This window comes from Paraburkholderia sp. GAS82, from assembly GCF_050436285.1.
Classification (GTDB): domain Bacteria; phylum Pseudomonadota; class Gammaproteobacteria; order Burkholderiales; family Burkholderiaceae; genus Paraburkholderia; species Paraburkholderia phenazinium_B.
The window spans coordinates 410,368-430,430 of the sequence record NZ_JBNDLX010000006.1 but is presented as its reverse complement, the minus strand read 5'-3'; the positions used below and the strand labels follow the sequence as shown (position 1 = coordinate 430,430).

General features: G+C 62.6%; 17 protein-coding genes. 9 read left to right on the top strand and 8 right to left on the bottom strand.

Annotation, left to right across the window (positions count from 1 at the left end):
- Positions 1–39: 39 nt before the first annotated feature.
- The 3 genes from mctP to P3T17_RS21145 form a co-directional block, all read right to left on the bottom strand.
- Complete coding sequence (mctP, locus tag P3T17_RS21155; RefSeq protein ID WP_429408775.1) at positions 40–1,590, bottom strand: monocarboxylate uptake permease MctP; 1,551 nt, start codon at positions 1,588–1,590, stop codon at positions 40–42.
- The gene (locus P3T17_RS21150) at positions 1,587–1,826 is read right to left on the bottom strand and encodes a DUF3311 domain-containing protein (RefSeq protein WP_074265405.1); all 240 of its coding nucleotides are present in this window, start codon (positions 1,824–1,826) and stop codon (positions 1,587–1,589) included. Before P3T17_RS21150 ends, mctP begins: the two co-directional genes overlap by 4 nt.
- A gap of 166 nt (positions 1,827–1,992) precedes the next feature.
- Positions 1,993–2,907, bottom strand: coding sequence for a spermidine synthase (locus P3T17_RS21145; protein WP_074266163.1), 915 nt, complete (start codon positions 2,905–2,907; stop codon positions 1,993–1,995).
- 236 nt (positions 2,908–3,143) lie between these two features.
- On the opposite strand from P3T17_RS21145, the gene P3T17_RS21140 reads away from it, so the two are divergent.
- Complete coding sequence (locus tag P3T17_RS21140; protein WP_429408774.1) at positions 3,144–3,839, top strand: mobilization protein; 696 nt, start codon at positions 3,144–3,146, stop codon at positions 3,837–3,839.
- A 15-nt stretch (positions 3,840–3,854) separates the two neighbouring features.
- Here the strand turns inward: P3T17_RS21140 and P3T17_RS21135 are convergent, their stop codons facing one another.
- On the bottom strand, positions 3,855–4,391 hold the full coding sequence (locus P3T17_RS21135; RefSeq protein ID WP_429408773.1) for a DNA-deoxyinosine glycosylase: 537 nt from the start codon (positions 4,389–4,391) through the stop codon (positions 3,855–3,857).
- Between the two features lie 5 nt (positions 4,392–4,396).
- Positions 4,397–5,077, bottom strand: a complete 681-nt coding sequence (locus tag P3T17_RS21130; protein ID WP_429408772.1) for a chorismate--pyruvate lyase family protein — start codon at positions 5,075–5,077, stop codon at positions 4,397–4,399.
- Between the two features lie 239 nt (positions 5,078–5,316).
- On the opposite strand from P3T17_RS21130, the gene P3T17_RS21125 reads away from it, so the two are divergent.
- Positions 5,317–5,820, top strand: a complete 504-nt coding sequence (locus P3T17_RS21125) for an OmpA family protein (protein WP_429408771.1) — start codon at positions 5,317–5,319, stop codon at positions 5,818–5,820.
- Between the two features lie 141 nt (positions 5,821–5,961).
- Here the strand turns inward: P3T17_RS21125 and P3T17_RS21120 are convergent, their stop codons facing one another.
- On the bottom strand, positions 5,962–7,794 hold the full coding sequence (locus P3T17_RS21120) for a glycosyltransferase family 9 protein (protein ID WP_429408770.1): 1,833 nt from the start codon (positions 7,792–7,794) through the stop codon (positions 5,962–5,964).
- Between the two features lie 247 nt (positions 7,795–8,041).
- Here P3T17_RS21120 and P3T17_RS21115 point away from each other — a divergent pair, with 247 nt between their 5' ends.
- Positions 8,042–8,305, top strand: coding sequence for a hypothetical protein (locus P3T17_RS21115; RefSeq protein WP_429408769.1), 264 nt, complete (start codon positions 8,042–8,044; stop codon positions 8,303–8,305).
- A 106-nt stretch (positions 8,306–8,411) separates the two neighbouring features.
- Here the strand turns inward: P3T17_RS21115 and htpG are convergent, their stop codons facing one another.
- Positions 8,412–10,310, bottom strand: a complete 1,899-nt coding sequence (gene htpG, locus P3T17_RS21110; protein WP_429408768.1) for a molecular chaperone HtpG — start codon at positions 10,308–10,310, stop codon at positions 8,412–8,414.
- Between the two features lie 68 nt (positions 10,311–10,378).
- Positions 10,379–11,833 carry a PLP-dependent aminotransferase family protein gene (locus P3T17_RS21105; RefSeq protein ID WP_074265414.1) on the bottom strand — a complete coding sequence of 485 codons (1,455 nt, stop codon included), beginning with the start codon at positions 11,831–11,833 and terminating at the stop codon, positions 10,379–10,381.
- A 185-nt stretch (positions 11,834–12,018) separates the two neighbouring features.
- On the opposite strand from P3T17_RS21105, the gene P3T17_RS21100 reads away from it, so the two are divergent.
- The 6 genes from P3T17_RS21100 (at position 12,019) to P3T17_RS21075 (ending at position 20,049) form a co-directional block, all read left to right on the top strand.
- Entirely contained in the window at positions 12,019–12,744 is a 726-nt protein-coding gene (locus tag P3T17_RS21100) for a VOC family protein (protein WP_429408767.1), read from the top strand.
- 143 nt (positions 12,745–12,887) lie between these two features.
- On the top strand, positions 12,888–14,084 hold the full coding sequence (locus P3T17_RS21095) for a PLP-dependent aminotransferase family protein (RefSeq protein ID WP_429408766.1): 1,197 nt from the start codon (positions 12,888–12,890) through the stop codon (positions 14,082–14,084).
- 94 nt (positions 14,085–14,178) lie between these two features.
- Positions 14,179–14,643, top strand: a complete 465-nt coding sequence (locus P3T17_RS21090; protein WP_074265415.1) for a RidA family protein — start codon at positions 14,179–14,181, stop codon at positions 14,641–14,643.
- A gap of 289 nt (positions 14,644–14,932) precedes the next feature.
- Positions 14,933–15,817, top strand: a complete 885-nt coding sequence (locus tag P3T17_RS21085) for a PhzF family phenazine biosynthesis protein (protein ID WP_074265416.1) — start codon at positions 14,933–14,935, stop codon at positions 15,815–15,817.
- 483 nt (positions 15,818–16,300) lie between these two features.
- Positions 16,301–18,670, top strand: coding sequence for a bifunctional diguanylate cyclase/phosphodiesterase (locus tag P3T17_RS21080; protein WP_429408765.1), 2,370 nt, complete (start codon positions 16,301–16,303; stop codon positions 18,668–18,670).
- A gap of 170 nt (positions 18,671–18,840) precedes the next feature.
- Positions 18,841–20,049 (top strand): chromate transporter, encoded by a 1,209-nt coding sequence (locus tag P3T17_RS21075; protein WP_074265418.1) that lies wholly within the window; start codon positions 18,841–18,843, stop codon positions 20,047–20,049.
- Positions 20,050–20,063: the final 14 nt, after the last annotated feature.

Sequence of the window (20,063 nt, the reverse complement as noted above, 5' to 3'; positions counted from 1 at the left end):
TTTTCGTTGCGGGCGCTTTCGGACGATGGCTTCGGAGGATCAGCTTTCGACGACGTCCAGATAGTCTTCCGGGTTGGTGCGATCTTCGGCGTGCTTCATGCCGACGGCGCGCACCAGCAGGCTCACCACCACCGACACCACCAGGTTCACGATCAACGACCACACCGCCGCGTAGCCGGGAATCGCAAGGCCGAACAGGTGGATCGTGAAGATCGAACCGGCGAGCTTCAGCGAGATCGCCATCCACGTCCCGGTTGCAATACCGACGGCCCAGCCGAGCAGCAGGCCGCGATAGTCGAGCATGCGCGTGTAGAGACCCAGCACGATCGACGGCAGCGTCTGGATGATCCAGATGCCGCCCAGCAACTGCAACTGGATCGCATACGTGAGCGGCAAGCCGAGAATGAACGCCACCGCGCCCACCTTGACGAGCAGCGAAACCAGCTTGGCAATGTTGGTTTCCTGCTCACCCGTCATGTGCCGGTTGATGAACTCCTTGTGGATATTGCGTGTGTACAGATTGGCCGCTGCAATCGACATGATCGCCGCCGGCACCAGAGCGCCGATACCGATCGCCGCGAACGCCACCCCGACGAACCACGCCGGGAAGAAATGCAGGAACAGCGCCGGCACCGCGAAGTTCGGGCCGAAGGCCTTGAAGTACGGGGCGAATTCCGGCATGTCCTTCACGCCCGCCGCCAGTGCCATGAAGCCGAGCAGCGCCAGCAGGCCGAGCACCAGCGAATAGGCCGGCAGCATCGCCATATTGCGGCGGATCGTGTTGCCCGATTTCGAGGACAGCACCGCCGTAATCGAGTGCGGGTAGAGGAACAGCGCCAGCGCCGAGCCGACCGCCAGCGTGGCATAAGCGCTGTAGCCGTTCAGGTTCGATACGTCAGGCGCCTTCAACAGCAGCTTGGCCGGCGGCACCGCGGCGAAGATGTGCCCGAAGCCGCCTAGTTGCGGCGGAATCACGATTACCGCAGCTGCGATCGTGACGTAGATCAACACGTCTTTGACCACCGCGATCATGGCCGGCGCACGCAGTCCCGACGTGTACGTGTAGGCCGCCAGAATCGCGAAGGCGATGATGAGCGGCAGATCGCCGACAAAACCGCTGGTGTCGAAACCGAGCGCGCCGATCACCACCTCGATACCGACCAGCTGCAACGCGATATACGGCATGGTGGCGACGATACCGGTCAAGGCGACTGCCAGTGCAAGCATTCGGCTGCCATAGCGCGCGTTGACGAAGTCCGCGGACGTCACGTAGCCGTGACGTTTCGCAATGCTCCACAGCTTCGGGAACACGACGAAAGCAAACGGATAGATCAGGATCGTGTAAGGCAGTGCGAAGAAGCCGGTCGCGCCCGCGCCGAACACCAGCGCCGGCACCGCGACGAAGGTGTAGGCGGTGTACAGGTCGCCGCCCAGCAGGAACCACGTCACGATGGTACCGAAGCGCCGGCCGCCGAGGCCCCACTCTTCGAGATGCGCGAGATCGCCGCGCCGCCAGTGAGCCGCGATAAAGCCGAGAATCGTGACGCCGATGAAGAACAGGACAAAGACAAAGGTGGCGACGGGATTCATTGAACGCCCCCTTGCGAGCTATCCGGTGCGCGCCGCTTGGTCTTGAAGTAGACGAGCGCCGTGATGACCGCGCTGATCAGCACCCACAGCAGTTGATACCAGTAGAAGAACGGGAAATCGAACAACTGCGGTTCAACCTTGTTATATGACGGCACCCAGATCATCGCGATCCAGGGAAGCAACAGCAACCAGAGCCAGCGCTTGCTGGCTCTGTTGGCGTCGGCGTCGTGAGCCATGACGTCTCCTCTTTCCTTTTATTGACTTGCGTCCCGTGGTTGACGGGCGATGAACCCCATACCGGAGAAGCCACGGGCGACCCGAAAGCAATGAAAGAGTATAGGAGTCGCAAAGGTACGGTCAAGCCGGGGCGACCCCGACGCAACGCCTGCTTGCCTCATCCGCCTAAATTGAGAACGACCCGCCGTGTTGCCCGGTCGATTCCCGCAGACCCTTGATCCACTGACGCGCCGGCAAGCCGAGTTCGGCTTCGATCAGCCTGGCGCGCGCTTCGAGCGTCGTGAACGGCACATCAAGTGCCGGGCCCGAAAACGCAATCGCCACGCGGTTGCCGTCATGCACTTCGGGCAGCGCGACCACACGGCCGTCGAAGGCCTCGTTCATACGCTTCATGTTGCGCACGAAGCTCGGATGATCGCCGAACAGGTTCACCGTCACGAGGCCCGCGTCGGTCAGACACGCACGCACCGCGCGGTAGAACGCCACGCTGTCGAGCACCGGACCGCGCGCTGTCGCATCGTAGACGTCGATCTGCAGCGCGCCGATAGTGCCGTGGTTCGTGCGATCGTTGACGAAGTCCCACGCGTCGGTTTCATGCACGGTAAGACGGGCATCGTCGGACGGCAACTGGAACATCGTGCGCGCGGCGATTACCACGGCCGGATTCAGTTCGACCGCTTCGACGTTCGAGCTCTTCAGGAAGCGATACGCAAACTTGGTCAGCGCCGCCGCGCCCAGCCCGAGTTGTACGATACGCTTCGGCGCTTCGAGGAACAGCAGCCAGGCCATCATCTGCTGCGCGTATTCGAGCTCGATGTGATCGGGCTTGCGCAGACGCATCGCGCCCTGCACCCACTCCGTGCCGAAGTGCAGATAGCGCACGCCGCTTTCCTCCGAGAACGTCACCGGGGCAAAACGCGGCTTGCGTGGCGCTTCGATTTGCGGCGCGTCATCAAGGTCTTCGTCGCGTTGCGCGCGCTTGCCTGTCCGCAAAGTTTTCTGCCGGGTGGCGACCGATTCGGCTTCCCGGTTGCGGAATGCACGGGCCTCGGCCGAAGCGCGCTTGATCAGTTTCGTCATGTGAGGATGTCGCGCCAGAGACGCAATATTTTGGTCGAACGAGAGCATAGCATTCGTAGCACCCGAATTTCTTTTCCATGTACCCTGTTTGCAGAGCGTGTGCGGCCAGTTCGCAATCTGCTTTCCCGCGGGCTATCCGGCCTTTACATTACTTGAAACTTTATTTCGCCGCGCCGTCATCGAAGCCTGATACGGTCGTCAGGACAGACTCACACCACCACAAAGGATCCTCGAGTATGAGCAACATCCACTTCATTGGCGGAGAAAAAGGCGGCGTGGGCAAATCGCTCGTCGCGCGCGTGCTGGCGCAGTACTTCATCGACACCAACGTGCCGTTTCTGGGCTTCGACACCGACCGCTCGCATGGCGCGTTGCTGCGCTTCTATGGCGACTACGCCGCGCCCGCGGTGCTGGACCGGCATGACAGCCTCGATCCCGTGATGGAAGCCGCACTCGAAGATCCGCAGCGGCGCATTCTGGTGGACCTCGCCGCCCAGACGCAACAGCCGCTCGCCAGATGGCTCGACGATTCAGACGTGCTAACCGTGGCCGAAGAAAGCGGCCTCACGTTGACGTGGTGGCATGTGATGGATAGCGGCCGCGATTCGGTCGATCTGCTGCGGCAATGGCTCGACCAGTTCGGCGGGCGTCTCAAGCTGGTGATCGTTCTGAACGAAGTGCGTGGCGATCGCTTCGAGATTCTGGAGGCATCCGGCGAACGCGCGCGGGCCGAGGCATTGGGCGCCAGCGTGATCACCCTGCGTCATCTGCCCGATACAACCATGCAGAAGATCGATCAGCAGAGCACGAGCTTTTGGGCCGCGGTCAATCATCCGGACCGCGCCGCTACAGGGCTTGGTCTGCTGGAGCGGCAACGCGTGAAGATATGGCTGCAGCGCGTATATGGCGAGTTGGCGAAACTCGGGGTGTAGGTCACGTGCGGCCGGCTAGGTACGACCGCTCTGCACGACCTTGGGCGAGGACGGCTCGACCAGCCAGCCGCGCAACGCTTCCCATGCCTTGAGCTTGTCCGTATAAGGCATGGTGTAGGCGGGGCTGCTCGAAGGAAGGCTGATGAACTCCACCTTGCCGGCTGCGCCGAGTAGTGCTCGCATGCCGAGTCGCGCAGCCGTGCCGCCGTTGAACGCGACCGCGACGAGATGAGGCAGCGATTCAACCAGCGCCATCAGGTCGTTGCTGGCATGGTTGCGGATCCGGCTATCAAGGCTTCCCTCGCGCTGCGCCTCCGCGACGACGTCCCAAAGACCGACGCGATGACGCAGCAGCGCCTGCAGACGCGCGAGGTAATCGAGGCTGTGCACCTCCTCGCCAATCACATCGCCGATCAGATGCCAGAAGCGATTCTGCTTGTGCGCGTAGTACTGCGATTGCGCAAGCGAGACTTCGCCCGGCAGACTACCTAAAACCAGGACTCTCGTATTGGCATCCACGACGGGAGGAAAGCAGCGCTTTTGCGTCGTCATGCAAGCTACCCCTTGCGGGTTTCGCGCTGCACCGGATGGGCACGCGACGCTGTGTGCTCAAGCGGCCGGCCGTGTTCGCGCACGTGGGTGCGCTGCGGTTCATGCCCAGACAATTCGGCCGTGGAAGACACCAGATGTGTCCACAAGGCGGGCAACATGCACTCGGTGACCATCAGCGGCGCGCCATGGCGCTCGAACACCGAGCGGCGCGCAACCAGCGCCTGCGGATGCCGATGCGCCTCACCGATCTCGCGCGCAGCCAGCCGATACAGCGGATGACGCGCTGTGAGCCGGCGGCTCACTAGCGCCGAACGCGCGACGCTGCTATCGCTGTAGAGCAGTTCGGCCAGCGGCCGCGTGCGCAACTTGCGCATGGCCTGCCAGACACCGACGCTCGCGGCCAGAGGCGCAATGCTGTGTGCCGCGACGAACGGCGTACCGTCCACTGACAACACCACCTCCCGGACCCACACCGGTGCGCGGCACTCGACGCCAAGTGCGTCGCACTCATCGGCCCATGGTAACGCCACCGCTTCGCGTGTGACCCGCACCGCAACGGCGCCGAGCGTGCGCAGATGCGCGGTGAGCGAGCCACCGCGGGTGAGCCAGTCTTTCTGGTCCCGGCTGAAACCGGGTAAGGGCGCGACGCGCCAATGGGCGTCAGCGGCATTGAAACGGATAGCCATGGTGTCGGATTATAACGGCGCCGTGTAGGGATACGCCTTTCAGCGCGCAGCTTACAAGGTTCCCCACTACCTCGCTTCCAGGCTGACCTGCGTCAACCCATCTCCGGCTTTCGGACTGTTCCGATTCTCCGTTCACCGCCCCGCACGATAAAAGATCGCTGCGTTACGAAGTCGGCGGTCCGCTCTTCCATGTGTCGCGGACGCGCCATGTGATCAGATACCAAAGGAGAAGACTAGAGATGAGAAGATTCCTGAGTGCAAGCGCGTGCGCCATGGCCGTGCTGGTTTTGGCCGGTTGCGCCGCGCCGCTGGATCGGGCCAAAGAGACATCGTTGAATCAGGCCGTGGGCATCGAGGTGAAACCGGTTGCCGGCGGCGTCTCCGTCAAGCTCCCTGAGACTGCGCTGTTCGACTTCGGCAAGTCGGAGATACGTCCCGACGCGGCTGCAGTCATCAACCGTTCGGCGGTCTTGCTCAATCGCAGCAAGAAGCCGATCCTCGTCGAAGGGTACACCGACAACGTCGGCACGCTCGAGTACAACCAGCAACTGTCGGAAGCACGCGCCACAGCGGTGGGTTATGCGCTGGTGGCACGCGGCGTGGCCACGGAGCGCATCCGCACCAAGGGCAACGCCTACAACAATCCCGTAGCCAGCAACGATACGCCTGAGGGACGCGCGCTGAACCGGCGCACCGAGATCCTCGTGCATGGCGAGACAATGGATACGTTGATGGGACGCTAGGCAGCGAGTCCCTCGCGCGCTACGTTGATGGCGTCCCTGAAGCAGTGGACGCTGTTCAATGCTTGGGCCAACCGCTCGAGCGCATCGGCGTGCTGGTATGGCTGTATCGACTGGTTTGTCTGATATGCCGCCAGCTAGATGTCAGCGCGAGCGATCAGCGTGTCGAGTTCTTCCGTGCTCCACCATCGTTCGCAATCGTGCCGCCACCCGCTCGGCCACCGTCGCCCACGCGCCAGGTTCGGGCTGCCTGTAGAGCTGAACCGAGTCGTACCAGGGCTGCGTTTCCGCGTTGCCCCAGCACCAGTGCGAGACATGATCGAGCATTGCCAGTACCGGACGGCCTAACGAGCCGCCCAGATGCAACGGCGCACTGTCGACAGTCACCACGGCATCGAGTGCCGCGACAAGCGCGGCAACGTCATCGAAGCCAGCCTCGTAGCGCCCGGTGAGATCACGCACGCGATAGCCCTGCGCTGTCATGGCTGCCACATCTGCACTCAGCCCCGGCGTGAGCGGATAGAACACGACGCCCGGCAGCGCGAGAACCGGCGCCAGTGATGCAAGAGGAATCGAACGCTTAGCGTCGCGGCGGTGCGTCGGACTGCCGGACCACACGAGCCCAACGTGCAGCAGGGGCGAAGGCGCATCGTCCACCCTCACCTTCCTCTGCCAATGCGCCAGTCGCTGCGGATCCGCCTGCAAGTAAGCCCCACCGCGCACCTGCTCCAGCTGCAAACCGAGCGTGAGCGGCAAGCTCATCATCGGCAAACCGAAGTCGGGCTTGCCGAGCGGACCCTCTTCGATCGACACGCAATCGGCATAAAAACGCCGGAACAACGGCGCAAGCGCCCGCCGCACTGCCAGCACCAACCGGCCGCCTTCGTCGTGTACACGCGCTGCCAGCTCCGGGAGAAACCGCACCATCTGGATATCGTCGCCATTGCCCTGCTCGCTATGCACGACGAGCGTCTTGCCCGCGAGCGGTTCGCCACGCCAGCGCGGACACAGGTTCGCCATCAAGGCAACGATGTTGTTCGCCTCACGATCGTCGCGTTTCAAGCGCGCTTCGAAACGCGGCCACGCTGCCAACCAGTCGCCTCGGCGCAACTCCAGGTCGGCCAGATCGACGGCAGGCAAGGCGGCATCCGGGTCCAGCGCAAGCGAGGCATGTAGCATTGCTTCGCTTTCATCGTAGCGCGCCTGCTCGGCGAGGTACTGACCTATGGCGGCGAGAACGGCCGCATTGCGGGGCGCAGCCGCATCGACTGCGCGCATCGTCGCCTCGGCGCCGGCGGCGTCGTTGCGCTGCCATTGCGCGTGACTCAGTTGCCAGGAGATTTCGGCGTCGGCCGGGTGCTTCGCGAGTACCTCACGACACACACGTTCGACCGTGTCCCAATCGCGAATCTCGCGATACGCCAGCGCCAGTTGCAACGGCAGTGCGGGATGAATCGCCGGATCGAGCGCATAGGCTCGCGAGAGCGCCTCGCGTCGCTCCGCACTCGCCACAGGACCTGGCATCGACGAGAGCGCAATCGCGAGCCACCAGGGCGCACGCCCATCTTGAGGCGCATGCCGGCCGTAAGCACGCAGCATATGCGCTGCCGCCGAATGCGCCCGGCACGAGTCGATCAGCCACACAATCCATTGGATCGACGCCTCAACGGATTGCGCCCCCACCGCCAGTTCGCTGTAGCGCTTTGCGACATCCTGCTTGCCGAGCGCATCGGCAAACAGCGCGAGCCGCGCATAGCGGCCGCCGCTGAGGGTTTCGCCGCCGGACAGCGAGGCGCTGTGATATGCCTGCTCGAATTGCCCGGCGCTCGCGCACAGGTCCGCGTGAATCTGCGGTGTCACGCCGTCTTGCGCCAGCGCGACTGCGCGATGCTGAGCAGCGTCGAAACCCAGCTCGCAAAGGGCGGACCACACGAGATAAACGGGATCATCCCGCGTGACTGCGTTTGTTTCGGACATGGAAGAAACTGAAGAAGGTGACGATGAGACCTCGGGCCGTCACACACAGAGATCCCTTCAAGATCGATCGTGCGTCCGGGGCCGGAGCGCCACAGCATATGACGAATTTGCGCTAGCGCATCTCATATTCAAATCTCAAATTAATCGCGTTGATAAATTTTAGTTAGTAAACCATACTTATTTTCGTTCGGCCGAACGCGACTCACCTCTTTAATCCACATTAAGAATAATCGCAAAGGAAATCAAATTGAATCAGAGCCTAAAAGAAACATCTGATCGCATTGCGCATCTGGCCGCCGTTGTGCTCGCTCGGCCTAGTTCATCGCATCTGGAAAAAGAACTGGCGGGTTCTGCGCTTGCGCAACATCACACGGCGAAGCAGACTAGCGCGGCTATTGGCAGCCTGGCAGCCAGAGTGCTGGCCGACCGCAACGCCTGTATGGAAGCGCGGGAACTGGCCGGGTCGGTGCTCGCACAGGTTCGTCGGCACGAGCAGGCACCTGCACGTTAAGTAGCGTTATCGGCAAAAAAAATGCGCTGCCGTGAAGCAGCGCATTTTCCTGAGCCTATTTTTAAACCTACGACTAACGCCTAAAAAACCGGCGTCTCGATCGCGTTCAACCCGCGCGTGCCAACAGCAGCGCGTTAGTCCGCTTGACGAAGCTCGCCGGATCTTCCAGCGCGCCGCCTTCTGCAAGCATGGCCTGGTCGAACAGCAGATGACACCAGTCGTCGAAGTTCGCGCTATCCGTATGGAGGGTCTTCACCAGCGCGTGCTCCGGATTCACTTCCAGAATCGGATGGAACGAAGGCGCTTGCTGACCGGCGGCCTTCAGCATGCGCTGCAGGTAACCGCTCATTTCACCGTCGTCAGCCACGAGGCACGACGGCGAGTCGGTCAGGCGGAACGTCAAACGCACGTCTTTAGCCTTGTCCTTCAACGCTTCCTTCATCTTCTCGACGAGCGGCTTCAGTTCTTCGCTGACCTTTTCCTGCGCCTGCTTTTCCTCGTCGTTCAACGCACCCAGATCGAGATCGCCACGCGCGACGCTTTGCAGCGGCTTGCCGTCGAACTCGTTCAGGAACGACAGCATCCATTCGTCGACGCGATCGGTCAGCAGCAGCACTTCCACGCCCTTCTTGCGGAACACTTCGAGGTGCGGGCTGTGGGTGGCGGCCTGGAACGTGTCGGCGGTCACGTAGTAAATCTTGGTCTGCTCGGGCTTCATGCGCGCGACATAATCCGCCAGCGAGACCGTCTGTTCCGGCGACTCGTTATGCGTCGAGGCGAAGCGGATCAGCTTGGCGATCCGGTCCTTGTTGGCGAAGTCCTCACCCACGCCTTCCTTCAGCGCCTGACCGAACTCCTTCCAGAACGTCGCATACTTTTGCTTGTCGGCATCGTTATCGGCGTTTGCCAGATCTTCGAGCATCGACAGCGAACGCTTGGTCACGCCTTCGCGGATCGCCTTCACATCGCGGCTTTCCTGGAGGATTTCACGCGACACGTTCAGCGGCAGATCGCTCGAGTCGACCACGCCCTTGATGAAGCGCAGATACGTGGGCAGCAGTTGCTCGGCATCGTCCATGATGAAGACGCGCTTCACATACAGCTTCAGCCCGCCGCGATGATCGCGGTTCCACATGTCGAACGGCGCCGCGCTCGGCACGTACAGCAGTTGCGTATATTCGCTGCGGCCTTCGACGCGGTTATGCGTCCACGTCAGCGGCTCCTGATGGTCGTGCGACAGATGCTGGTAGAACTGCTTGTACTGCTCGTCGGTGATGTCGTTCTTGGAACGGGTCCACAGCGCGCTCGCCTGGTTGACGGTCTCGTCCTCGTCCTTCGTGACCATCTCGCTCTTTTCCGAATCCCATTCTTCCTTCTGCATCAGGATGGGCAGCGCGACGTGGTCCGAATACTTCTGGATGATCGACTTCAGACGGTGCGACGACAGCAGTTCGTCTTCCTCGGGGCGCAGATGCAGCGTGATGGTCGTGCCGCGCTGCGCGCGCTCGATCGTCTCCACTGCGAAATCGCCTTCACCGGCGCTTTCCCAGCGCACGCCCTCGGCCGCCGACAAACCGGCACGGCGCGTTTCGACGGTGATCTTGTCGGCGACGATAAAGCCCGAATAGAAACCCACGCCGAACTGGCCAATCAGCGCCGCGTCTTTTTGCTGATCGCCGGAGAGCTTACCGAAGAATTCCTTAGTGCCCGAGCGCGCGATCGTGCCCAGATGCGAGACCGCTTCGTCGCGGCTCATGCCGATGCCGTTGTCGTCGATCGTGACGGTGCGGGCGGCCTTGTCGTACGAAATACGAATCCGCAGATTCGGGTCGTTTTCGTAGAGCGCGTTGTTTTCGATCGCTTCGAAACGCAGCTTGTCGGCAGCATCCGAGGCGTTCGAAATCAGCTCACGCAGAAAAATTTCCTTGTTGCTGTACAGCGAATGAATCATCAGTTGCAGAAGCTGTTTCACTTCTGCCTGAAAGCTCATGGTTTCTTGTGCCATGGTCGGACTTCCTTTCTCTGTTGCGGTTGATTCGGATCGGGGGCTAATTGGGTACTATCGCCACGATTTCAAGAGGCGCGCCGCGCGACGCCATCCAGATAGCGGCACAGGAAGGCCGGCAGCGCCGGATCGCCGCAATTGGCGACGTTAAAGCGGGTCCAGCTCGACGGCGACTGCTGCGGCGAAAACAGGCTGCCCGGCGTCAGCAGAAAGCCGGCCTCATGCGCGGCGGCGGCAAGCACGTCCGAGTCGACGCCAGTATCGGCCCACAGGAAGATGCCCGCGCCGGGTGTCTGGAACAGCTTCATCCCTGTCTTCTCGAGCATCCGCGCGGACTTGTCGCGCACGCCGTCGAGGCGCGCCCGCAGCCGTTCCACGTGACGCCGGTAGTGGCCTTCGGTGAGGATCTTGTACAGCACGCGCTCGTTGAGCTCGGGGCTCGTCATGCCGACCAGCATTTTCTGGTCCGTGACGGCCTTCGCGACCTCCGGCGAACAAGCGATGAAACCGACCCGCAGATTGGCCGCCAACGTCTTCGAAAAGCTGCCGAGGTAGATCACGCGCTTTAACTGGTCGAGGCTCGCAAGACGCGTAGCCGGATAACCGGGTGGGCAAAGATCGCCGTAGACATCGTCCTCGACGACGATGAAATCGTATTCTTCCGCGAGCCGCAGGATGCGGAAGGCCTGCGCAGCGGTGAGCGAGGTGCCGGTCGGATTCTGCAGCACCGAGTTGATCACCAGCATTTTCGGGCGCCACATCTGCACCAGCGTTTCAAACGCATCCAGATCCGGCCCGTCCGGGGTGTACGGCATGCCGACGAGGTGCGCGCCTTGCGAGACAAAGCGGCCGAACATCTGGAACCAGGCCGGGTCGCCGACAATCACCGCGTCGCCGGGCTGCACAAAAATGCGTGAGATCAGGTCGATCGCCTGGGTGATGCCCGAGGCGAGCACGATCTGATCCGGCGACGCGCCGATTTCCAGCTCCTCGAGCCGCGTCTGCAACTGCTGACGCAGCGGCAGGAAGCCTTGCGGCGTGCCGAAACTGAGCATCTGGGCGCCGCTTTGCCGGCCCAGCGTGCGCAGCGCGCCAGTGATCAGTTCGCCGTCGAGCCAGCGGCTCGGCAGGAAGCCGAGACCGGGGCCGCGTTCCGGCCTGGTCGAAGTCTGGAGCATGTTGCGCAGGAGCCAGACGACGTCGATCGTCTTCGTAGCAGGCGCGGCTTCGGGGTTCTGACGGCGCTCGCCGGGCATGGGAGCGGCCAGACGTTCGCGCACGTAGAAACCGGAGCCGCGCCGCGAATCGAGGTAGCCTTGGGCGACGAGCCGCTCGTAGGCCTCCACCACCGTAAAGCGCGACACGCCCTTGTCCAGCGCGAGCTTGCGGATGGACGGCATGCGCATGCCGGCGCGGAACACGCGTTCCTCGATGCGACGGCGTGCCCACTGGACGAGCTGATCGACGAGCGTCAACGAAGACGCGTCGTGCGGGGCGGGAATCTGGTCGAGCGCGGCAGACATAGGAGGCTCCAACTGTACCGAACACTATCGGGACGATTGTACCGTTACTGTGCAGGTGGGCAACGCTACATTTGGGCTGAAGGGCCAACCCGCGCCAGCAAACGGTTATGCTTACGGCCCCGGCACACCGCCTGCCTTCCCGCAGCTCTGCCGGCCTCAGCGCAGAATCCGTTTTGTACATCGCCATGACCGCACACTCGCTTCGAATCGACCACCTCGTGATTTCCGCCCGCACGCTCGACGAGGGCACCCAGTATGTCGCCGACACGCTTGGCGTGGAGCCGGCTGGCGGCGGCGCACATCCGCTGATGCGTACCCACAACCGGCTGCTGAATCTGTGGGACGGCGTGTATCTCGAGGTGATCGCAGTCGATCCGGACGCCGAGGCACCCGCCAGCGGCGCCGACGCCCGCCCGCGCCTGTTCGCGCTCGATGCCGCGGCGACCCACGCGCGCCTCGCCAGTGGCCCCTATCTGTCGCATTGGGTCGTGCGTGTCGAGCGGCCGAAGGACCTGCCGCGCTGGCAGGCGCAGTATCCGCAGCGGATCCCGCCGGTCGTGCCAATGAGTCGCGGTGTGTTCACCTGGGGGCTGTCAGTGCCGGACGACGGTGCGTTCCCAGGCTGGCAAGGCGCCGGCGACGGCATCGTGCCGACGCTGATTCAGTGGGACACGCCGCAGCACCCTTCGGACGTGTTGCCGGAAACCGGACTGGCGCTGAAGTCGCTCAAGGGGATTCACCCGCAGGCGGAGACCGTGGCGGCCCACCTGCGCTGGCTCGGCGCGGCACACCTGATCGCCCTGTCGGCGCCGGACATTGCCGAGGGCAAAGGTGACGGCGAAGGTACGGTCGAGACCGCAACGCTAGTGGCCGAAATCGAAACCCCGAACGGCCTGCGCACCCTGAAATAGTTGCACGAGCATTGACGCGAGCGCGCCGCTCGCCGCAGCAAACCAAGGCGCAGTGCGCCTTGCGACGCGCCCGTGGCAGTGCCACTCGCGCGATAATCGAAGCTTTTGACGAATCCGATCCAGCAACACCTGTCGAGGACAACATGGACCATAGCGACCTTCAAGCCCCCACGTGGCAACTTTCCGAACGCGCACGCAAGCTCACCAGCTCGGCGATTCGCGAAATCCTGAAGGTCACCGAACGGCCCGAAGTCATCTCGTTCGCGGGCGGCCTGCCGTCCCCGGCCACCTTCCCTGCAGAAAGAATGCGTGAGGCATCGGACCGGATCCTGCGCGATTCGCCCGCCGCGGCGCTGCAATACAGTGCAACCGAAGGCTACCTGCCGCTGCGCGAATGGATCGCCGCACGCCACTCGGTCAACGGCGCGCAAATCCGCGCCTCGCAGGTGCTCGTCACCACCGGTTCGCAGCAAGCGCTCGATCTGCTCGGCAAGGTGCTGGTTTGCCCAGACAGTCCGGTGCTGGTCGAAACACCGACGTATCTCGGCGCGTTGCAATCGTTTTCAATGTACGAGCCGCGCTACGTCCAGGTCGCGACTGACGACAACGGTTTGCTCCCCTCGGCGCTCACGCCCGAACTGACGGCCGGTGCACGCCTCCTGTACACGCAGCCGAATTTCCAGAATCCGACTGGCCGCCGTCTACCGCTCGAGCGCCGTCGCGCCCTCGCCGAACTGGCCCCGCGCGCGCCGTTTCCGATCATCGAGGACGATCCGTACGGCGCACTCGATTACGCCGGCGAACCGCTGCCCACCATGCTGTCGATGGCGCCGAACCATATCGTCCATCTCGGTTCGTTCTCCAAGGTGCTCGCCCCGGGCCTGCGCGTGGGCTACATCATTGCTCCCGAGGAACTGCACTTCAAGCTCGTCCAGGCCAAACAGGCCACCGACCTGCACACGCCGAGCTTCACGCAACGCATCGTGCATGAAGTGGTGAAGGACGGCTTTCTCGACACCCACGTGCCGACCATCCGCGCGCTGTATCGCGATCAGTGCGCGGCGATGCTGGCGGCACTCGAACGCTACATGCCAGAAGGCGTAAGCTGGAACCGGCCCGAAGGCGGCATGTTCGTGTGGGTGAAATTGCCCACGCAGGTCGACAGCATGAAGCTGCTCGAAGAAGCCGTTGCACAGAATGTCGCGTTCGTGCCGGGCGGTCCGTTCTATGCCGACGAGGCGCAGCACAACACGCTGCGTCTGTCGTTCGTCACCGTGCCGCCCGCCAGGATCGACGAAGGCGTAGGCCGTCTCGCAGCGCTGATCCGCGCGCGCGTTTGAACGGGTTCAAGCGGGCGTGAGCCGGGCAAGCGCCACGGCTGTCACCCGCTTACCACTCACCATTCACCCATTTACTCATTAGCAAGGACCTGCAATGACTCAAGCAAATGTGTACGACAAGCTGAAGGAACTGGGTATCGAACTGCCCACCGCCGGCGCCCCCGCAGCTGCCTACGTGATGAGCGCGCAGAGCGGCAACACGGTGTACCTGTCGGGCCACATTGCCAAGAAGGATGGCAAGGTGTGGGCCGGCAAGCTCGGTGACAGCCTGACCACGGAAGAAGGCAAGGTAGCCGCGCGATCGATCGCAGTCGACCTGCTGGCCACACTGCATGCGCACGTGGGCGACCTGAATCGCGTCAAGCGGATCGTCAAGCTGATGAGCCTCGTGAACTCGACGCTCGATTTCACCGAACAGCATCTCGTCACCAACGGTGCGTCCGAGCTGATCGCGGATGTGTTCGGCGAGCGCGGCAAGCATGCACGCTCGGCCTTCGGCGTGGCGCAGATTCCGTTGGGCGCCTGCGTCGAGATCGAGATGATCGCCGAAGTGGAGTAAAGCGGTCCGGCTACCGGAGCGTCCCACCACGCTCTGTCACGCGCCGTGAAGTGCTCGCGCACTTACGGCGCGTTTTCTTTTGTAGATTGCGCCGCGCGTATCGCTACCATCCATTTTCGCCAATTGACGCCGTTCAATATGCCTGTTCCGCCGCTAGTCAATTGAGCCAATAAAAACACGCAAAAAACTGCACAAAAATTCACGCGAAGCCGGTGGCTCGAAGGCTGATCCCACAGTAGAATCGATCGCTGCGTCAGCCAATTGCTCAATAAATCAAACGCCAGGCCAAATGTCCGCTCGCACTGTCCGCTTCAAGCAGGTTGATGTTTTCACTCCGGTGCCGTTCAAAGGCAATCCGCTTGCAGTCGTGTTCGAGGCCGACGACCTCGACGGCGCCCAGATGCAGGCCATCGCCCGCTGGACCAACCTGTCCGAGACCACGTTCCTCGTCAAGCCGACCCACCCGGATGCGGACTATCACGTACGCATCTTCACCGTCGAAGGCGAGTTGCCGTTCGCGGGCCATCCGACTATCGGCACTGCTCATGCCTTGCTCGAAAGCGGCTATCAGCCCAGGACGCCAGGCAAACTGTTTCAGCAATGCGGTGCCGGCCTCGTGGAACTGAACGCCCAAGCAGGCGGTGCATGGGCTTTCGTTGCGCCACCCGCGCGTGTCACGCCGTTGCCGACAGACTTGTACACAACCTTGACGGATGCGCTGCGTACCGACGCGATCGATTTCAGCGCGGCACCTTGTGGTATCGACAACGGTGCACCATGGCTCGTCGTGCGGGTGAATTCGGCCGCTGCCTGTCTCGCCATCAAGCCGGATGCCGCAGCACTCGAGCGCGTCGTCGAAGCGGTCGGCACCCATGGCGTTGCGGTCTACGGTCCACATGATCCTGACGGCCCCGCCACTTTCGAAGTGCGCTGCCTGATGGTGGGCGGCGGTCTCGGCACGGGTGAAGACCCGGTAACCGGCAGTGCGAACGCAGCAATCGCCGGACTATTGAGCGCGCAGCAACGACGGCCGGGGGCTTCCTACACAGTCCGCCAGGGCACCGTGCTGGGTCGCGCGGGCCAGGTATCCGTGCGCTATGACGACGCTGCCGGCAAGACGTGGATCGGTGGACCAGCGGTCACGGTAGTCGACGGCACGTTCAGGTTGCCCTGACTCGTAGCGGCGCGCCGAAGGAACGCGAAAGCCTCGCGCATATTGCATGCAAAAAACACTTGAGCGGCGATCGCCCATTTGAGCCAAGCTTGTCCACAAAACGCCTCGTCAGGACAACTCCATGTCGTACGGCTGTAAGGATGGCGAGCACTTTGGGGTAGAGGTCAGTCTCGCCTCGACGAACCCTTCGAAAACGCTTACCCGGCGCGGCGCCTGCTACGGCCGCTGCACGCCCGTCAGAGGTTGTGTTCGTATGCCTGTCGAGGGCCGCGTATACCCGCAGCATGGCCCCTTCCTTAATCCATTGGCATTCAGTAATATCGAAACGTATTCAACGCCCTACGGACGATCTGGCAACACGCCACGCTCTTTCCTCCTGCGCAGTAGTCCCGGCACCTCGCTCACCATGCAGCCAATCTCGAAACCAGCGCAGTCGATGTATGCGAAGCCGCTGCGGAACGGCACACGGGCGCGGTCCTCCCGATGAGTCAGCCCCGCTTCTCAGCTGTGCGCGACGCGAGACACCGCCCCGATGCGGTCGTGCCGCGCCGGCGCGCGCTGCTCGCCATTCCTGCGCTCGGCGTGCTGGTGCTGGTGCTGTTATGGACTGTTATCTTCGCGCGCCTGTCGGTCGAAAAAGACGCCACCTCGCGTGAGGCGATGGCCTCTGCCGCGATCCTCTCGGCAGCGCTCGAACAGCATACGGTCAAGGCCATCCATCAGGTCGACCAGATCACGCGCTTCGTCAAATACGAGTTCGAGAAGACCCCGGATCGTTTCGATCTCGCCAGCACGGTTGAGAAAGGCGTCGTGCAGAGCGACACCCTGGTGCAGGTTTCGATCATCGACGAGCACGGCATTCTGGTTTCAAACACGACCGAACAGAATCCCAAGCAGATCGACCTGTCGGACCGCGATCACTTCAAGGTGCACGAGCACGAGAACGACGACAACCTCTACATCAGCAAGCCGGTGCTCGGCCGCGTGTCGGGACAGTGGACGCTGCAGATGACACGCCGGCTCAATCATCCCGACGGTTCTTTTGCCGGCGTCGTAGTGGTCTCCGAAGATCCGAGCTACTTTACGAGCGATTTCTACAACAATGCGGCGATCGGCCACGACGGTGTGATCGCTGTGGTCTCCGACAACGGCACGGTGCTCGCGCGCCGCACCGGCAACGCCGAAGCCGCCAATGGCAAGTTCTCCGCCAGCGGTTCGTATCCGACTTCCGAGCATGTGTCGGGCACCTATGTCGATTCGATCGACAACGTCACGCGCATCTTCTCGTACCGGCACATCGACGGTTATCCGCTCGGCGTGCTGGTGGGCCTCTCGCAAGCCGAAGAGTTCGCCGACTACAACCACACCCGCGACGTCTATCTGCTGATGGCGAGTTTCATTTCGCTCGCCATGCTCAGCTTCTTTGCGGTGGCCACCGGTTTGATCGGCAAGCTGCTCGGCCGCGAGCGCGAGATGACGCATCTGGTCGAATACGATCTGCTGACCGGCCTGCGCAACCGTTATGCGACACTGCAGAGCTTGCGACACGACGTCGCCAACCCGACGAACCTGGGCCGGCTCGCGATTCTCTTTATCGACCTCGACAACTTCAAGACCGTCAACGATACGCTCGGTCACAACGCCGGCGACATCGTGCTGCAGATGACCGCGTCGCGTCTGTCCGAAGCAGTCGGCGACGGCGGTGCGTTGAGCCGCATCGGCGGCGACGAGTTCGTGGTTGTGATCAAAGGCGATGACGTCGAAAAGCGCGCCGTCGATCTCGCGGAGGCCGCGGCCGAAGTCTTCGCCAAGCCGTTCGAAGTGCGCGGCAGCGCCTTCGTGCTGCATGCGAGCATCGGCATTGCGCTCTATTCGGTGCCGAACGAAAGCGAAATCGACCTGCTGAAAAAAGCCGACCTCGCGATGTACAGCGCGAAAGACGCCGGGAAAAATTGCTACCAGTTTTATTCGCCGCAACTGTCGCATCGTGCCGATCACCTGATGAAGTGGGAACAGCAACTGCGTGTGGCGCTCGCCGAAGGTCAGCTGTTCCTCGCATACCAGCCGAAGATCGACCTGACGCGGCGCTGCATCACGGGCTTCGAAGCGCTGGTGCGCTGGAACCATCCGCAGCATGGCCTGATTCCGGCCAATGAATTCATTCCCGTGGCGGAGTCGACCGGCCTGATCGTGCCGATCGGCGACTTCGTGATCGAGACCGCCTGCCGTCAACTGGCGCTGTGGCAACAGCAGGGGTACGACACGCTGTCGCTGGCGGTGAACATCTCGGCGGTGCAGTTCTGGCGCGGCGACCTCTATCAGACCATCTCACATGCGATCGAGGAAACCGGCATCTCCGCCCGCCGCCTCGAACTCGAGATCACCGAGACCGCGATGATGGAGTATCCCGAACTGGTCTCGGAGAAAATCTTCGCGCTCAAGCGCCTCGGCGTGCGGATCGCGCTGGACGATTTCGGCACCGGCTATTCGTCGCTGTCGTATCTGAACCGCTTCTCCGTCGATACGCTGAAGGTCGATCGCTCGTTCGTGCAGGCCATTCCAGGCGACCGCAGCGTCTGCGTGATGGTGACGGCCATCGTCAATCTCGCGCGTTCGCTCGGGCTTACGGTGGTAGTGGAAGGCACTGAGACGGAAGAACAGATCGCCTGGCTTGCGGCGCTCGGTCATATCGAAGCGCAGGGCTTCCTGTTTTCACGGCCGGTTCCCGTCGACGCCATTCCGGCACTGCTCGAGCGCTTCGGCGTCTGCGGCATGCCGGAGCGGCGCATTGCCCGCGAGCCGACTGCCGACAACGCCAGCACAACGTCGAGCACCAGCGGACTATCGGCTTAAGCTGCGGCGCGGCCCGACGCGCGCGGCAGCCTTGCGGTGCACACATTCGCATTTGCAGATATATTCAAGAGTACTGAAGCATTCCACGCGCCTTCCCGCCGAGGCTTGGCGCGCAACCTGTTCAGCCTTACTCAGACAGCATGTCCGGAATGTCCGGCGTGCGGACCGCCATGTACATGATCACGAGCCAGGACGCCATCGGACGCGCAGAGCGGGAACCGTTGTGGACGCTGTTCCGGGTCGTGTGCGGCCTGTCGGCGCTCTCTTGGGGTGGGCTCGCGCTGATGGCGCAACTCGAGAACCACTATGTCGAGCGCGAAGGCCGTCTGTCGCGGGTGGCGTTCTCCGATCTGATCGCGCTGGCATGGATGGTGCCGGGACCAGTGGGCTGCAACGTCGCCGTGCAGGTAGGTCACGCGTTACGCGGACGAGCGGGCGCATGGGTCGCAGGCATCGCCAGCGTGCTGCCCTTCTTCATGCTGATGACGCTCTTCGCGATTTTCTACCGTACGCCGTTCGTACGGGCCGTCGCATCGCAGACCCTTCTCAATCACTTTAGCGTCGTACTGGGCACGCTGATCGCGGTGACCTGGTACAAGCAGACGCGCGCGCTCGTGCGCGGCAAGGTGGCGTGGATTGCGGCGCTGCTCGGCTGGGTCATACTCTTCTATGCACGCAGCCCGGCCGCTTACGTTGCGATGCTCGGCGTGGCATTCGCGGTGGGCTGGTTCAACAGTCCCGAGCGCGAGGCGAGGCTCAATATCTCGATTGCGCGCAGCGACCTGCAACTGATGGCTGCCCTGTGCGTACTGCTGGCTCTGTTTGCCGTTCCACTCCCGCATCGCTACGAACTCGCGCTGCTGTGGCCGCGGCTTGCAGGCGCGGGCATGACGCTATTCGGCGGTGGCTTCTCTGCGCTGCCGGTGTTGAAGGCGCTCTTTGTCACGCCAGGCATAGGCGTATCGGATAACGATTTCACGCTGGCCTTCTCGCTCTCGCCGATGTCGCCCGGACCGTTGCTGAACGTGGTGCCGTTCTTCGGCTACCTTGTCGATGGCTGGCCTGGCGCGTTGATCGCCACGCTCGCACTGTTCGTGCCGTCAGGCTGCCTCGTCGTGCTGGCGCAACGCAACCTGCATCAATTGAAGGCCAATCCGCGCTTCGAGCACGGCATGCGGATTCTGCGCGCGGTGACCACGGCCTTTCTCGCGGTCGCCGTATTGCGGATTGCACAGCGCGTGCCGTTGCAGCCGCAGTACGTGGTGACCGCGTTGTTTTCGTGCATGTGCTTTGCCAAACTCAAGGTGCCGGTCTATATCGTGTACGGTACGGTGGCCGGTGCGTGCGGGCTGTGGCTCGCTTATGCGGCGATCGCGTAGACCGGCGTCTCTCG

Bases quoted from the DNA above. Each gene is read 5' to 3' on its own strand.
- mctP (WP_429408775.1), bottom strand. From the start codon at position 1,590: ATGAATCCCGTCGCCACCTTTGTCTTTGTCCTGTTCTTCATCGGCGTC.
- P3T17_RS21150 (WP_074265405.1), bottom strand. From the start codon at position 1,826: ATGGCTCACGACGCCGACGCCAACAGAGCCAGCAAGCGCTGGCTCTGG.
- P3T17_RS21145 (WP_074266163.1), bottom strand. From the start codon at position 2,907: ATGACGAAACTGATCAAGCGCGCTTCGGCCGAGGCCCGTGCATTCCGC.
- P3T17_RS21140 (WP_429408774.1), top strand. From the start codon at position 3,144: ATGAGCAACATCCACTTCATTGGCGGAGAAAAAGGCGGCGTGGGCAAA.
- P3T17_RS21135 (WP_429408773.1), bottom strand. From the start codon at position 4,391: ATGACGACGCAAAAGCGCTGCTTTCCTCCCGTCGTGGATGCCAATACG.
- P3T17_RS21130 (WP_429408772.1), bottom strand. From the start codon at position 5,077: ATGGCTATCCGTTTCAATGCCGCTGACGCCCATTGGCGCGTCGCGCCC.
- P3T17_RS21125 (WP_429408771.1), top strand. From the start codon at position 5,317: ATGAGAAGATTCCTGAGTGCAAGCGCGTGCGCCATGGCCGTGCTGGTT.
- P3T17_RS21120 (WP_429408770.1), bottom strand. From the start codon at position 7,794: ATGTCCGAAACAAACGCAGTCACGCGGGATGATCCCGTTTATCTCGTG.
- htpG (WP_429408768.1), bottom strand. From the start codon at position 10,310: ATGGCACAAGAAACCATGAGCTTTCAGGCAGAAGTGAAACAGCTTCTG.
- P3T17_RS21105 (WP_074265414.1), bottom strand. From the start codon at position 11,833: ATGTCTGCCGCGCTCGACCAGATTCCCGCCCCGCACGACGCGTCTTCG.
- P3T17_RS21100 (WP_429408767.1), top strand. From the start codon at position 12,019: ATGACCGCACACTCGCTTCGAATCGACCACCTCGTGATTTCCGCCCGC.
- P3T17_RS21095 (WP_429408766.1), top strand. From the start codon at position 12,888: ATGGACCATAGCGACCTTCAAGCCCCCACGTGGCAACTTTCCGAACGC.
- P3T17_RS21090 (WP_074265415.1), top strand. From the start codon at position 14,179: ATGACTCAAGCAAATGTGTACGACAAGCTGAAGGAACTGGGTATCGAA.
- P3T17_RS21085 (WP_074265416.1), top strand. From the start codon at position 14,933: ATGTCCGCTCGCACTGTCCGCTTCAAGCAGGTTGATGTTTTCACTCCG.
- P3T17_RS21080 (WP_429408765.1), top strand. From the start codon at position 16,301: ATGAGTCAGCCCCGCTTCTCAGCTGTGCGCGACGCGAGACACCGCCCC.
- P3T17_RS21075 (WP_074265418.1), top strand. From the start codon at position 18,841: ATGTACATGATCACGAGCCAGGACGCCATCGGACGCGCAGAGCGGGAA.